General features: G+C 40.4%; 1 protein-coding gene. It reads right to left on the bottom strand.

The genetic code is table 11. The features are described 5' to 3' along the window. Nucleotides 1–27: 27 nt before the first annotated feature. Entirely contained in the window at nt 28–17346 is a 17319-nt protein-coding gene (locus MLD56_RS12575) for a non-ribosomal peptide synthase/polyketide synthase (protein WP_241113511.1), read from the bottom strand. Between the last annotated feature and the right edge of the window lie 19 nt (nt 17347–17365).

Genomic DNA, 17365 nt, shown 5'->3' with positions numbered 1-17365 from the left:
GTACTCCTCCTTAAATACAAACTCTTTTTATTCGAAGTTATTCAATACGTCTTCAAACTCATCCATATTCAGATCGTCTACTGTAAAATCACTGAGTGTAGCTTCTGAATAGTCCATTTCTGCACAATGGGTTATTATGTTTACTAAATGCTTTTTAAAACTCACCGCTACCCCTTCAATAGTACTCTTCTCATACTCGCCCTGGTTGTAGCTAAAGTTTAATTCCAGCTTCCCGCCTTCTACAGTTCCGCCGTTAATATCAATACAATACTCACTTTTATAGTTTGGTCCTGTAGACTCTCCGGCAGGAATATCAGACACTCCAAATAAATTGTCTACATTATCCTGGTTGAATTGACCGAGGTAATTGAAGCTTATTTCAGGGTTTAGATTAAAATTTAAATCGGCTTTGTTTTCCGGCAAGGTAAGATATTTTAGTATGCCGTAACCTATCCCTTTGTTAGGTATCTGCCTGATGTTTTCTTTTACCGATTTGATCATGCGGGAAATATCGAGTTGTCCGCTGACATCTAACACCACGGGATACTGGGTGGTGAACCATCCCACGGTCCTGCTTATGTCAATGTCTTTAATGATTTCCTCCCTGCCGTGCCCCTCCAGACTGATCAGAACCTTATCATTTCCGGTCCATTCCCTCACTGCTAATCCCAAGGCGGTAAGCAATATGTCGTTTACTTCTGTGTTATAAGCATGGTTTACCCGCTTTAGCATCTTCTCAGTCTCTTCAATACTCAGCTCGATCTTGACGCTATTGTTATTCATATACCTTCTTTCTTCAATCTCTCGGTCTTTTGGAAGCGGTATTGTTTCAGTTTTTTCCAAATTGGTCCAGTAATTTATTTCTTTTAATAGTTCAGGGCTATTGGCATACTCATCAAGCCTCTGTGCCCAATCTTTGAAAGAGTCGGTCTTGTTGCTGAATTTTATTTCATCATTGTTTAGCGCCTGTCTGTATCCTATGTCCAAATCTTCCAGTATGATTCTCCACGATACCCCATCAACTACAAGGTGGTGAATAGCTATTAGCAGGTGGTCCCCTTCTTTAGTCTTAAACAGACCAACCTTAACTAAAGGACCGTTATACAAGTCCATGCTCCTCTGAATCCTCGACGCTTCCAGCTCTATTTTTTCCCGGTAATTATAGCTGTCCCTAAGGTCTACAATTTCCAATGAAAAATGTTCACCTTCAAGGTTTTTGTTGTATTGGAGTATATTTTGATCCTCTATTTTTACCACTGTTCTAAAAATATCGTGGTGCTCTACAAGCTTTGACAATACTTTTCGAATAATAGCTTCTTCAAATCCGTTACGCCCATATATCATTATTTCCTGATTAAAATGATGGATATCCTTGCTGTCTTGTTTATACAACCATCTTTGTATAGGTGTTATCGGTACTATGCCTTCTACCGGGCCTTGATGAATTCTTCGGCTTGTAGATTGTATATATTCGACGAGTTCCTCAATTACAGGATGTTTGAATAAGTCCCGCATTTCGAGCTTTAGCCCATGGACGTTAAGACGCGACATTACCTGTATGGCTTTTATTGAGTCTCCTCCAAGGCTGAAGAAATTATCTTTTACCCCGATGTTTTCAGTTTTTAGTACGTCTTCCCATACTTTGGCCAGTATTTCTTCTCTTTCGTTTCTAGGAACTACATGCTCTACTCCGGTATTAATATTCCCCTGTGGTTCAGGCAATGCTTTCCGATCAATTTTACCGTTGGCATTAAATGGCAGCTGTTCCAGCTGCATGAAATATGCTGGTACCATGTAGTCAGGTAGTTCGTTTAAGAGATGCTCCCTTAGCTCGGAAATGGTCAATTCATTTTCCCCTACAATATATGCACACAGGTACTTCTTCCCTTGCTGCTCTTCCTTTGCAATAACCACTGCTTCCTTAATAGCAGTGTGCTTCACCAGATGTGCTTCAATTTCTCCAAGCTCTATTCTAAAGCCTCTTATCTTTACCTGGTGGTCGATCCTGCCCATGAATTCGATGTTCCCATCAGGAAGCCGCCTTACTAAGTCCCCTGTGCGGTACACTTTTTCGCCGGGAATAAACGGGTTAGGTACAAATTTTTCTGCTGTCAGTTCAGGTCTATTCAAATAGCCCCTTGCAAGACCGCTTCCACCTATCACAAGTTCACCGGCCACTCCTACAGGAGTTAATTGGTTGTGCTTGTCCAGTATATAAAGGTATACATTCTGTAAAGCTTTCCCTATAGGTACTGTTATAAGTTCTTCTGCTATTTTCTTTGTTATACTGTAACCCGCTGCATATATCGTGGACTCTGTAGGCCCATAGATATTTTCCAGAGATGTGTTCTCTGAGACATCGAAAAGCTCATGGACAAGCTTTTTGGGCAGCGCTTCTCCAGCAGCAAAAATATACCTGAGAGTTGATGGCAGTTTTATACCATTATCTTTTAAAGTTTGTACCATTATATTCAGCATTGATGGTACAAAGTTTACATGGGTTATCTTATGCTTGTTTATTACCTCTACTAACTCCATAGCTTCCTTTTCCACACCTTGGCGTGATATTACAAGCTTTCCTCCGTTGAGGAACCAGCCAAATATCTCAGCTACGGATACGTCAAAGGTATAAGTTGTTTTAAATAGAAAAGCGTCTTCCGCTTTAAGCGGATACATGGCCTGGAGGGCTGTAATTATGTTTACAACGCTAGTATGCTCAATCATTCCACCTTTGGGCTTCCCTGTCGAACCTGATGTATAAATGACGTACGCAAGGTCCGAGGGTTTGTTTACATTTTCAAGCTTTGAGTTCTCTTCATTTAAATATTCTTCCTCCAGATATATAATATCCGCATCAATCTGCTTATTTTCCATAAAGGTCCTGGAGGTCAAAAGGATCTGGGAACCACTATCGTCCAACAAATACTTTATCCTTGTATCAGGATAATTAGGATCTATCGGCAGATACGCCCCTCCAGCTTTCAATATGGCAAATATCCCCACAATCATCTCAAATGAACGTTCGGCCATAATTCCTACAATACGGTCAGGCTTTACCCCTTTGTTCCTCAATACTCTGGCCAAATGATTTGCCTTTCCGTTCAATTCCCTGTAAGTCAAGTGCTTGTCTTCATATACCACAGCTATGTTGTCAGGTGTCCTTTCCACCTGCTCAGCAAACAGCTCATGTATGGTTTTGTCCTGCGGATAGTCTTTCTTAGTATCATTAAAGTCTATCAGCAACTGCTTTCTTTCTTCATGACTTAATATAATAAGCTTGTCAACTGACCCTTTGGGGTTATGGATAAACATATTTAAAATATTAATAAAATAGTCTATACACTCTTCTGCCTGTTTTCTTTCCAATACTTTGTCCGAGTAGATCAAGCTTATATTAAGATCATCGAATGTATTACTTACTGTAAAGTCAAGACTTGTATTGGTTGCTTCATATTCATCAACTGAAATTCTATCTTTAACATCACCGATTTCTTTGTTTATTATCTCGTTATATATATGAAAATCCACATAATTGAATATGGTATCAAATAAAGGATTTTCCTCTTTGTTTTCTTTTCCGCCCAGGATATTTATGATCTCAAATAAAGGCAGTCTTCCATAAAGCTTTAAGTTTATTAATTTCTTTTCTGCAACTTTTATCAATTCCTCCCATATATCGATTTTATCAAAACACATTTTGACGGGAACCGTATTTAAGAAGCACCCCAGCATCTTATCTCCATCTTCGCATACAGGTCTGTTATTTTCTACCAAACCTACGACAAAGTCATCCTCGTATGAAAGCATATTGAGCATATAAGTGTATGCAGCAAAGCAAAGTGTCTTTAAGCTTACATCATATCTTCTGGCAGTACTTCTTAAATCACCTAAAAATTCCTGACTTAAATGGCGTGTTACATGGTCTACTTTATAAGATTTTTTTGTTTTTCCATGAATATTTGCAGGCATATTCAACCTTTTATATTCACTTAATTCCTCTCTCCAATAATTAATTACTTCCTGGTTGTCCTTAATTGTCATTTGGTCTGCTATATAATCTTTATAGCTGCATTTAAGCCGTGTTGGTATATAATCTTTTTCTTGCTTAAGCTTAGAGTATAGGTTTGAAACTTCCGTAATCAATGAAGCAACACTCCAGCCATCCAGGATAGCATGGTGGAATATCAGAACCAGACAAATATGGTTTGCGTCAAGTTTGAATATTCTTATCCTCCAAAGGGGCTTTGATATATCAAACGGATTCGCTCTGTCATTTTCCAAATATTTGTTTATATACTCAACCTGCCCTGTCCTGCTAAAATTCATGATATCTATCTGCTCAATATCAAGACTACTGCCCTTGTAAACAATTTGCACAGGAGTTTCAAAATCCTCTAAATTAAAAACCGTCCTTAAAATATCATGTTTTGACGTCATTAGAAGCATCGCTTCTTTAAATGCTGGGAAATCAAAGTCTTTGTCATTCAGATGAAATGCAAATTGGTCATGATAAACTGCATTTTCATAGTCTTTTTTGGAATGATAAATCATACCCAGCTCTATGTGACTCATCGGATATATATCTTCCATGTCCGAAGGTAACTTTTCTGAGAGAGTTTCATTCATCAATATTCGCTGTTTAAATAACTCCAGTTCTTCCCTTGCTTTACCCATCTTACTGTTAAAAGCTTCCGTATCTTTTACTTTTAAGAATGCAGACAATCTCTCAATATCAGGATTCATGTATATATCCCTGATTTGGATGTTTATATCCAACTTTTTGCATATTGTGCTGACTAATGATATTGCACGTATAGAATCTCCGCCTATTTTAAAGAAGTTGTCCCTTATTCCTACCTGTTTTGCTCCAAGCACTTCCTGCCATATTTCAACCAGTTTCTCTTCCACTTCATTCCGCGGCGCTACATATTCTGTTCCCGTACTCATACTTCCGTCAGGCTCGGGCAATGCTTTCCTGTCTATTTTTCCATTAGGGGTCAATGGCAGCTTTTCCATCTGCATAAAGTAAGAAGGGATCATGTAGTCCGGGAGCTCTTTTGACAAGTGTTCCCTCATCCCCTGTACGGTTATTTCTTGATCCGGTACGACGTACGCACAAAGATACTTATTTCCGTCAGCTCCTTCTTTGTCCAATACCACTGCTTCTTTTATTGTTTCATGCTTTAATAACCGGTTCTCTATTTCACCCAGTTCTATCCTGTAGCCTCTTATCTTTACCTGATGGTCGATCCTGCCCAGGTATTCTAGGTTGCCGTCAGGCAGCCACCTTGCCAGGTCACCTGTCCTGTACATCCTTTCACCCGGTGCGAATGGGTTTGCTGCGAATTTTTCTTCTGTAAGTTCCGGTCTGTTCAAGTACCCTCTTGCCAGTCCATCCCCTGCTATACATAGTTCTCCCGCTACTCCTATCGGCTGCAGGCCCTTTTCCTTACTGACAACATACAACTTAATGTTATCTATGGGCTTTCCTATAGGTACAAGCTCCAATTCTTCTTCCGTAGAGCAGCCAAAGTAGGATACATCTACTGTTGCTTCTGTTGGTCCGTACAGGTTATGCAGGCTTGTTCCTTTTTCTTTGTACAGCAGCTTGTTGAACTTTTCTACTTGCTTCAGGTTCAGTGCTTCTCCACTGGCAAATACCTGCTTTAAGCTTGCTATTTCCTCTATTATCCCCTTTTCCTCTACATACTCTAAAAATACACTCAACATGGATGGTACAAAGTGCATTGTGGTAACTTTATTTTTTTCGATTGCCTTCACGATTTCTTCCGGATTTTTTTCTCCTCCCGGTATCAGCAGGCAGACTTTGGCCCCAGTAAAGCTCCACCACAATAATTCCCATACCGATACGTCAAAGGTATAGGGAGTTTTCTGCAGGATCACATCACCTTCAGCTATCGGGTATTGCTTCTGCATCCAGTTGATCCGGTTGATTACGGAGTAGTTCTCTATCATTACCCCTTTGGGTTTGCCGGTAGAACCGGATGTATATATTACATAAGCCAAGTTTTCAGGTTTACTAATTAACTTTGGATTTGATACATCCCCAGTAAATAGTTCCTGATTTTCTATGCTAATAAATTCAGCATTTCTGTAACTACCTTTAGCATTTATAAATTTATCCTGTATCAGAATAATTTGGCTGCCACTGTCATCAAGCATAAACTGGATCCTGTCTTCAGGGTATTCAGGAGCTATGGGTAAATAAGCCCCCCCAGCTTTTAGGACAGCCATGATCCCTATGATCATTTCCGGGGAACGTTCTACCATAATTCCCACTACACTATCAGGTTTTATTCCCTTTTCTCTTAATTTTCTGGCCAGTTGGTTTGCCTTTTCGTTTAGCTCCCTATAAGTCAGCTGTTTATCTTCAAACACTACAGCAATATTATTGGGTGTCCGTTCCACCTGTTCCTCAAAAATCTGATGGATGGTCTTTTCCCGAGGGTATCCTGCTTTTGTATTATTAAATTCATATAATATTTGATGTTTTTCGTCTTGTGACAGCATATCAATTTCTAATAGCCTTTTTTCAGGAAAGGCTGCTGCCTCTTCCAATACATTAAGGTAATGGGCAATAAGCCTTATAACTGACTCTTTCTTAAACAACCTGGTAGCATACTCCAATTCAAATGCAATACCGTCCTCTGTTTCCTCAGCGTTTAAAGTCAAGTCAAACTTGGATATTCTTACTTCACTGTCATAGGGCATAAACCTTAGCCCATCCATCTTCACTTCTGATGCCTCGATATTTTGCAGTACAAACATAGTATCGAAAAGTGGATTTCTGCCCAGATCCCTTTCCAGGTTAAGCTTATCTACCAGTTCTTCAAATTGGTAATCTTGGTTTTCGTAAGCCCTTAAGGAGTTTTCTCTTACTTCATTAAGGAAGTCCACAAAAGTCTTTCCACCTTGAGGGTGATTCCTCATGGCTAGCGTGTTTACAAACATACCAATAACGTCCTGAAGATCAGTATGCGGCCTTCCTGCAACGGGACTTCCAACTATAATATCTTCCTGTCCGGTGTACTTGGATAAAAGGACATTGTATGAAGCTAAAAGTACCATGTAGAGCGTGGCACCATTATTCACTGCAAGTTTGTTCAGTTTAACAGCAAGCTCCTTGCCTGCTTTGAAACTGATCACATCTCCCTCAAAACTCTGTATAGCTGGCCTAGGGTAGTCTAGCGGCATATTAAGCAAAGGAATTTCTCCTTTGAATACTTGGAGCCAGTATTCTTCCTGCTTACTAATTGTCCCATCAGCAAACAGCCTGTTCTGCCATACGGAAAAATCCTTGTACTGAATCTTAAGTTCCAGAAGTTCCTTACCTTCATACAGGCTCATAAATTCTCTTACCAGTATGTCGTCAGACACCCCGTCAGATATAATATGGTGCTTATCAAACATCATAATATATCTGTCTTCTCCAACTTTTATAAGCCCAACCCTAAGTAAAGGAGCCTCATCAAGGTCAAAGGTCCTAATAAATTCACTGGCTATTTTCGCAGCTCTTTCCTCATCGGTTTCCATATACATAACACTAAAATCCACATTGCTATGGACCTTTTGTACCGGTTTACCATCTATCATATGGAATGAGGTACGGAAAGACTCATGTCTGTCAACAAGCTCCCTAAAAGCCTGTTCAAAGCGCAGTTTATCGAGTTTGCCTTCAATTAGCATAATACCAGGCATGTTGTATGCCATCCCAACTGCGTCAAGCTGGTTTAGAATATACAGCCTTTTCTGGGCGGATGAAATTGGATAGTACTCCATCTCCCCAGCCGGCCCAATAGAATGAAATACACTCTCCTTTGCAATCTTGATGCACTCGGCAACTTCAGACATATTTGGGCTCTTAAATATTTCTTTAAGCGGTATGTTTACATTGAACTCTTTGTGAATCCTGGCAATAAGATTTGCTGCCCTTAAGGAATGTCCCCCCAGCTCAAAGAAATTGTCGTTTCTTCCCACTTTCTCTATACTAAGGATATCCTGCCACAACCCCGCAAGTTTCTCCTCCACTTCACCCAAGGGTGCGACATACTCTATTCCAGCATCGATATTGCCGTCAGGTTCGGGCAATGCCTTCCTATCTATTTTGCCATTGGGAGTCAGCGGCAGCTTTTTTAACTGCATAAAATAGGATGGTATCATATAGTCTGGAAGGTCCTTTAAGAGATGTCCCCTTAGTTCTGCTATTGTTAATTCATTTTCCCCTGCCACATAGGCACACAGATACTTGTTTCCCTTCTGATCTTCCCTTGCAATAACCACTGCTTCCTTTATTGAAACGTGCTTTAGCAGTTGTGCTTCTATTTCCCCCAGCTCTATTCTAAATCCCCTTATCTTTACCTGATGATCTACTCTTCCTAAAAATTCCATATTCCCATCAGACAGCCATCTGGCCAGATCCCCTGTACGATACATCCTTTCCCCTGGTATAAACGGGTTAGGTACAAATTTTTCAGCTGTCAGTTCGGGCCGGTTTAGATATCCCCTTGCAAGCCCTTCTCCCCCTATGCACAACTCACCCAAAACCCCTGTAGGCTGAGGTCTCAAGTGTTTGTCAACAACGTAGTATTTTATATTTTGCATTGGCTTTCCGATAGGTACACTCCCGGATTCCAAATAGCTTCCCAGTCTCTTTTCGTAATAACTGGAATCTATGGTGGACTCAGTAACCCCATAGCTATTAACAACCCGCAGTTTCTCTCCATACCAGGATTGTAATCTTTCATAATCTTCCACAGAGAGAGTATCTGATCCAAGTATAAGCAACTTGAGGCTATCAATAATCAAAGCATTATCATGGATATAATCCATAAGAGGAATAATCAGTGCCGGTGTGGATTCAAAGATGGTTATTTTATGGGTTTTAATAAGTGAATATAATCGTGCAGGATCGTATCTCTCCTCGGATGAACAAATAACCATTTGGCCTCCGTTGAGCAGCGTTCTCGAAACATCTCCCACAAATACATCAAAAGAAAAACTTGCGATTTGCAACAGCTTTACATCCATATCCGCAAGCCTATATTCCTTTTTCCATGCGTAAGATATGTTGACAAGACTTCTATGCTCTATCATGATCCCCTTTGGCTTTCCTGTGGTTCCTGATGTATAAATGACATATGCTAAATTACAAGATTTATTAATGACAGGAAGATTTTCTGTTCTCCCGTTGTAATTCACACAGTCATCAAAGCTTATAATATCAAGATCAAATTTAATTTTTTCTTTATGATGTTCTTGCGTAAGAATAATTCCAGCCAAGCTGTAATCGATCATATATCTGATTCGTTCTTCAGGATATTCGGTGTCTATGGGTAAATACGCGCCTCCTGCTTTAAATACAGCAATTACACCTATTATCATTTCTATGGACCGGTCTACCATTATAGCTACTACACTGTCAGGTTTTAATCCCTTGTCCCTTAAGATCCAAGCCAGTTGATTGGCCTTTTCATTAAGTTCTCCGTAAGTCAAGTATTTATCTTCAAATACTACTGCTATGTTATCAGGCGTCTTTTCCACTTGTTCTTCAAATAGCTCTTGTATGGTCTTATCCTTAGGATATTCTACTTTTGTATCATTGAAGCCATAGATTATTTGCTGTTTTTCCTCCTGGGACAACATATTTATTTCCGACAACCTTTTAAACGGATTTGCGGTTATCTCTTCCAACACGTTAAGGTAATGAGCCGCCAACCTTTTTATAGTCTCTTTTTTGAAAAGCCGAGTACAATATTCAAAGCTAAAAGCCATACCATCTTCACGCTCTATTGCATCAATGGATAGGTCAAATTTTGATATTCTATACTCTAGCCCGTTATTAAAAGGTCTGAAGCTTATACCAGGTACTGCAAATTCTACCTTAGAGGCATTTTGCATGGTAAACATAGTATCAAACAGTGGGTTTCTGCTCATGTCCCTCTTCAAGTTAAGCTTCTCAACCAGTTCTTCAAATTGGTAATCCTGATTGTCATAAGCCCTTAGAGCGTTTTCTCTTACTTCATTCAAGAATTCTACAAAGGTACTATCTCCCTTGGGGTAATTTCTCATAGCCAAGGTATTTACAAACATACCAAGGATATCCTGCAGGTCTGAATGTGGCCTTCCGGCTATAGGGCTTCCAACGATTATGTCTTCCTGTCCGGTGTGCTTAGACAGCAATATGTTGTATGCCGCGAGCAGTGTCATGTAAAGCGTAGCCCCATTATCCCTTGCAAGCTTGTTTAATTTATTCGTAAGCTCACTGCCTGCTTCAAAGCTAAAAAAATCCCCTTCAAAGCTTTGTATTACAGGCCTTGGATAGTCTAGCGGCATATTCAGTACAGGTATTTCTCCCTGGAATGCTTGGAGCCAGTATTCCTCCTGGCTGCTAATTCCGCCCTCATCAAACAGTTTATTCTGCCATACAGCGTAGTCCTTGTACTGTATCCGAAGTGCTGGAGGGTTGTTTCCTTCATAAAGATCCATAAACTCACGAATCAGTATGTCCATGGAGACACCATCGGATATAATGTGATGCATATCAAACATCATAAGATGCCTGTCTTCTCCCGTTTTTACAAGCTCTACCCTTAGCAGAGGAGCCTTGCCAAGATCAAAAGGTCTGGCAAATTCCCCAGCATACTCTGCGGCTTTTTCTTCGTTAGTTTCAAAGTACATCACGCTGAATTCCACATGGTCATGAACCTTCTGGACCGGGTTACCATCGATCATGTGGAACGATGTTCTAAGAGTCTCATGCCTTTTTACCAACTGCCTGAAGACTTCCTGGAAACGCGCTGTATCAATGCTTCCTTCCAGCAGCATAATACCAGGCATGTTGTATGCTGTCCCTGCCCCTTCAAGCTGGTTTAGTATATACAGCCTTCTTTGTGCAGATGACATAGGGTAGTATTCCATTTCTCCTGCCGGTTGGATTGACTGATATAGGCTCTCCTTTGAGTCTTTAATATATCTGGCAATTTCTAAGATGGTTGGTGTCTTGAATATTTCCTTAAGAGGTATGTCTATATTGAACTCTTTGTGAATTCTTGCTACAAGGCTTGTTGCCTTTAACGAGTGTCCCCCAAGCATAAAAAAGTTATCATTTCTTCCTACCTTCTCTATTCCAAGGATATCCCGCCACAACAGCGCAAGTTTCTCCTCTATTTCTCCCGAAGGTACTACGTATTCTACGCCGGTATTAACATTGCTATCGAGCACAGGCAATGCTTTCCTGTCTATTTTTCCATTAGGGGTCAATGGCAGCTTTTCCATCCGCACAAAGTAGGAAGGGATCATGTAGTCCGGGAGCTCTTTTGACAAGTGTTCCCTCATCCCCTGTACGGTTATTTCTTGATCCGGTACGACGTATCCACAAAGATACTTATTTCCGTCAGCTCCTTCTTTGTCCAATACCACCGCTTCTTTTATTGCTTCATGCTTTAATAACCGGTTCTCTATTTCACCCAGTTCTATCCTGTAGCCTCTTATCTTTACCTGATGGTCGATCCTGCCCAGATATTCTAGGTTGCCGTCAGGCAGCCACCTTGCCAGGTCACCTGTCCTGTACATCCTTTCACCCGGTGCGAATGGGTTTGCTGCGAATTTTTCTTCTGTAAGTTCCGGTCTGTTCAAGTACCCTCTTGCCAGTCCATCCCCTGCTATGCATAGTTCTCCCGCTACTCCTATCGGCTGCAGGCCCTTTTCCTTACTGACAACATACAACTTAATGTTATCTATGGGCTTTCCTATAGGTACAAGCTCCAATTCTTCTTCCGTAGAGCAGCCAAAGTAGGATACATCTACTGTTGCTTCTGTTGGTCCGTACAGGTTATGCAGGCTTGTTCCTTTTTCTTTGTACAGCAGCTTGTTGAACTTTTCTACTTGCTTCAGGTTCAGTGCTTCTCCACTGGCAAATACCTGCTTTAAGCTTGCTATTTCCTCTATTATCCCCTTTTCCTCTACATACTCTAAAAATACACTCAACATGGATGGTACAAAGTGCATTGTGGTAACTTTATTTTTTTCGATTGCCTTCACGATTTCTTCCGGATTTTTTTCTCCTCCCGGTATCAGCAGGCAGACTTTGGCCCCAGTAAAGCTCCACCACAATAATTCCCATACCGATACGTCAAAGGTATAGGGAGTTTTCTGCAGGATCACATCACCTTCAGCTATCGGGTATTGCTTCTGCATCCAGTTGATCCGGTTGATTACGGAGTAGTTCTCTATCATTACCCCTTTGGGTTTGCCGGTAGAACCGGATGTATATATTACATAAGCCAAGTTTTCAGGTTTACTAATTAACTTTGGATTTGATACATCCCCAGTAAATAGTTCCTGATTTTCTATGCTAATAAATTCAGCATTTCTGTAACTACCTTTAGCATTTATAAATTTATCCTGTATCAGAATAATTTGGCTGCCACTGTCATCAAGCATAAACTGGATCCTGTCTTCAGGGTATTCAGGAGCTATGGGTAAATAAGCCCCCCCAGCTTTTAGGACAGCCATGATCCCTATGATCATTTCCGGGGAACGTTCTACCATAATTCCCACTACACTATCAGGTTTTATTCCCTTTTCTCTTAATTTTCTGGCCAGTTGGTTTGCCTTTTCGTTTAGCTCCCTATAAGTCAGCTGTTTATCTTCAAACACTACAGCAATATTATTGGGTGTCTTTTCTACCTGCTCTTCAAACAGTTGATGTATAGTCTTATCCTTAGGATACCGGACCTTTGTATCGTTAAAGTCATATAGTATTTTCTGCTTTTCTTCCTGTGAAAGCATATCAATTTCTGACAACCTTTTTCCAGGATAAACCGTTATCTCTTCCAGAACATTAAGGTAATGGGCTGCAAACCTTTCTACAGTCTCTTTCTTGAACAGCCTTGTGGCATATTCCAAATCAAATGCAATACCTTCCTGGGTTTCCCGAGCATTTAATGTCAAGTCAAATTTGGATATTCTAAATTCATTTGTATAGGGTATAAACTTAAGCCTATCTATCTTCAATTCTGATGAGCCGGTATTTTGCAATACAAACATAGTATCAAAAAGAGGATTCCTGCTCATATCCCTCTTTACATTAAGCTTTTCCACCAGTTCTTCAAACTGGTAGTCCTGATTTTCATAAGCCCTTATAGAGTTTTCCCTTACTTCCTTTAGAAACTCAGCAAAGGTCTTTTCTCCCTGGGGATAGTTCCTCATGGCTAAAGTATTTACAAACATACCTATTATGTCTTGTAAATCTGTATGAGGTCTTCCAGCTATAGGGCTTCCCACTATAATATCTTCCTGCCCCGTATACTTAGACAGCAGTATGTTGTATGAAGCAAGCAATGTCATGTAAAGAGTAGCCCCATTATCCCTTGCAAGCTTAATAAGTTTTCCCGTAAGCTCACTGCCTGCTTCAAAACGGATAAAACCTCCGTCAAAGCTTTGAACCGCAGGCCTTTGGTAATCTACTGGCATATTCAGCACAGGAATTTCTCCATTAAATTCCTGGAGCCAGTATTCCTCCTGCTTCTTTATTTTGTCCCCAGCAAATAGTTCCTTCTGCCAAACAGAATAGTCCTTGTACTGTATACGGAGGGAAGAAGGGTTATTTCCTCCATACATATCCATGAACTCATGTACCAGTATATCCATGGACGTACCGTCAGATATGATATGGTGCATGTCAAACATCATGACATGCTTGTCTTTTCCCGTTTTCACAAGGCCTACTCTTAGCAGCGGAGCAATTCCAAGATCAAACGGCTTTATAAATTCTTTTACGATTTCCCCCACTTTTTCTTCGTCAGATTCTAGATACACTACACTAAAACCCACAGGATCATTGATCTTCTGGACGGGTTCACCCTCTATGAAATGGAAAGATGTTCGAAGGGTCTCATGCCTATTTATAAGCTGTTGGAAGGTCTTCTGAAAAAGCTCCAGATCAATACTGCCTTCAACCAGCAAGCTGCCTGGCATATTGTATGCTGTCCCTGCTCCTTCAAACTGATTTAATATATACAGCCTTCTTTGGGCTGATGACATAGGGTAGTATTCCATCTCTTTAGCAGTTTGGATGGATTGATATATACTCTCCTTTGCTTCCTTCATATACCTTGCTATTTCCGCTATAATTGGAGCCTTAAATATTTCCTTAAGAGGCATGTCTATATTGAACTCTTTGTGAATTCTCGCTACAAGGCTTGTAGCCTTTAAAGAGTGTCCACCTAACATAAAGAAGTTGTCATTTCTTCCTATCTTCTTAATTCCAAGGATGTCTTGCCAAATCAGTGCAAGCTTCTCTTCAAATTCGCCTATAGGCGCTTCATACTCTATTCCCGTATTTATATTACCTTCGGGTTCAGGCAATGCCTTCCTGTCTATCTTGCCATTAGCTGTCAATGGCATTTTTTCAAGCTGCACAAAGTATGATGGTACCATGTATTCGGGCAGTTCTTTTAAGAGATGCTCCCTTAGTTCTGATATTGTCAGCTCATTTTCTCCCGCTATATATGCACACAGGTATTTACTGCCCTGATGGTCTTCCTTTGCAATCACCAAAGATTCCTCAATTGAAGGATGCTTTAGCAGTTGTGCTTCTATTTCACCAAGCTCTATCCTAAAGCCTCTTATCTTTACCTGGTGGTCTATTCTACCCAGGTATTCCATTTCTCCATCAGATAATAACCGGACCAGGTCTCCAGATCTATATAACCTCTCTTCCGGCTTGTACGGATTTTGAACGAACTTTTCCTTTGTAAGCTCCGGTCTTCCAAGATATCCTCTGCAAACTCCGTCTCCTCCTACACAAAGCTCTCCGGCTACTCCAATGGGAACAACTTTCATGTTCTTATCCATTACATATGTTGTAAGGGTTGGTATAGGCCTTCCTATGCTGCTCACATTAGATCTAATTTCTTCCTCTTCTATCTCTTTATATGTGACATGCACTGTTGTCTCGGTTATTCCATACATATTGATGAGTCTAGTCTGCGGGTACTTCTTTCTCCATTCCTTCAACAATGCAGGCTTTAATGCTTCCCCTCCGAATATGACATATCTTATCTTAAGTTCTTTTTCTTCATATGATACTTCTTCATTGGCTATATTATAGAAGGCTGAAGGTGTCTGATTTAATACGGTCACCTTCTCATTCCTTAGAAGTCTCAGATACTCTACATTGCTGCGTGCTGTCATTTTAGGAACTACCACCAATCTGCCCCCATATAACAACGCCCCGTACATCTCCCATACGGAAAAATCGAAACTCATAGAATGAAACATAGTCCATACATCATTTTCGTTAAAATCAAACTGCATTTTACTGTTAAATAACAGCCTTACTATGTTTCTATGCTCTATCATTGCCCCTTTGGGTTTACCTGTAGAGCCTGAGGTATATATTAAGTAAGCTAGATCGGAAGGTTTATTTACCTCCGATAAGTTATATTGTTCATCTGAATATTCCTGCTCATCTTCTAAATTTATTACTGTACCTATTGATGTATATTTGTCTATAAAATGTGATTGGGTCAACAGGATCACTGCCCGGCTGTCTTCCAGCATATGACTTATTCTTTCCTCAGGATAATCTGGATCTATGGGAAGATATGCCCCTCCTGCTTTTAATACCCCTAGGATTGCTACTATCATCTCAAGTGAGCGTTCTGCCAGAATACCTACGATACTGTCCGGTTTGACTCCTTTAGCCCTTAATACATGGGCCAACCCATTTGATTTTTTATTGAGTTCACTATATGTAAGCTTTTTACCCTCAAATACCACAGCTACATGATCAGGGTTCTTCTCTGCCTGCTCTTCAAAAAGCTGATGGATAGTCTTGTTTTTAGGATACTGTGCCTCTGTAGCGTTAAAGGTATATAGGATTTGCTGTTTTTCTTCCTGTAACAGTACATCAATTTCCCACAACCTTTTTTCAGGGCATGCCGTTATCTCTTCAAGAACGGAAATGTAATGGGTTCCAAACCTTTTTATTGTCTCCTTCTTAAACAGCCTGGTACAATATTCAAGGTTAAATGTTATACCTTCTGGACCCTCTACCACTTCAAGCATAAGGTCAAATTTTGCCTTTCTGCCTTCCAGCCAGTTGTTGTATTGTTTGAAGTTTATACCCGATGCTGCAAATTCTGTCTTGTTTGAAGTGCGCAGTGCAAACATAGTGTCAAAAAGAGGATTCCTGCTCATGTCCCTCATGAGATTAAGTTTTTCTACAAGTTCTTCAAACTGGTAGTTCTGATTTTCAAAAGCCAAAAACGCATTTTCCCTTACTTCCTGCAAGAATTGGACGAAGGTCTTTTCTCCCTCAGGATAGTTCCTTATGGCCAAGGTATTTATAAACATACCAATGATACCCTGCAGGTCAGCATGGGGCCTTCCGGCTACAGGACTTCCAACTATGATGTCTTCCTGTCCAGTGTATCTGGACAGGAGTACGTTATATGCAGCCATCAGTACCATGTATAAGGTAGCTCCATTATCTGTTGCAAGCTTATTTAGTTTGACTGAAAGTTCAGGTTTTTTTTCAAAGCTTACAGCATCTCCTTCAAAACTTTGTACCGCCGGTCTTGGATAGTCAGTAGGCATATCCAGTACCGGTATATCACCCTTAAATGTCTGGAGCCAGTATTCTTCCTGCTTCTTTATTGAGTCTCCGGCAAACATCTCCTTCTGCCATACAGAAAAATCCTTGTACTGTATCCGTAGTGGCAAAAGGGTCTTCCCTTGGTACAAATCCAAAAACTCACTCATAAGTATATTGACTGATATACCATCTGATACTATGTGGTGCATGTCAAACATCATAACACGCCTGTCTTCGTTCGTTTTTACAAGTCCTACTCTCAGTAATGGAACTTGGCTAAGATCAAAGGGCGTTATGAATTCTTTGACTATTTCTGCTGCTTTTTCTTCATCCAGTTCCAGGTACGTAATACTGAAATCCACGTAATCATGAACCTTTTGTACTGGTTCACCCTCAACCATATGAAATGATGTGCGCAGAGCCTCATGTCTTTTTACTAGCTCCTTGAATGCCTGTTCGAAGCGTACTGCATCAATGTTTCCTTCCAGCAGTACGACGCCTGGCATGTTATATGCAGTACCTGCTCCTTCAAGCTCGTTTAGTATATACAGCCTTTTCTGGGCAGATGACATAGGGTAAAATTCCTGCTCTCTGGCAGAAGGTATTCCAGAAAAGGCATTTGGCGTATATTTTGAAACATCTTTTCCTTTTTCTTTTAGCATCGTCTCAAATAGCTTTCTTTTTTCTGGAGAAAGAGATTCTATTCTTTTCATCAAATTATCCATAACTTCGTCCCTCTTCTCT

Origin of the sequence: Paenibacillus peoriae (assembly GCF_022531965.1) — a bacterium.
GTDB lineage: Bacteria > Bacillota > Bacilli > Paenibacillales > Paenibacillaceae > Paenibacillus > Paenibacillus polymyxa_D.
This window is presented reverse-complemented; position numbering and strand designations above follow the sequence as displayed.

What these genes read in the sequence shown, in the direction of transcription:
- MLD56_RS12575 (WP_241113511.1), bottom strand. Translation starts at nt 17,346, where the DNA reads ATGGATAATTTGATGAAAAGAATAGAATCTCTTTCTCCAGAAAAAAGA.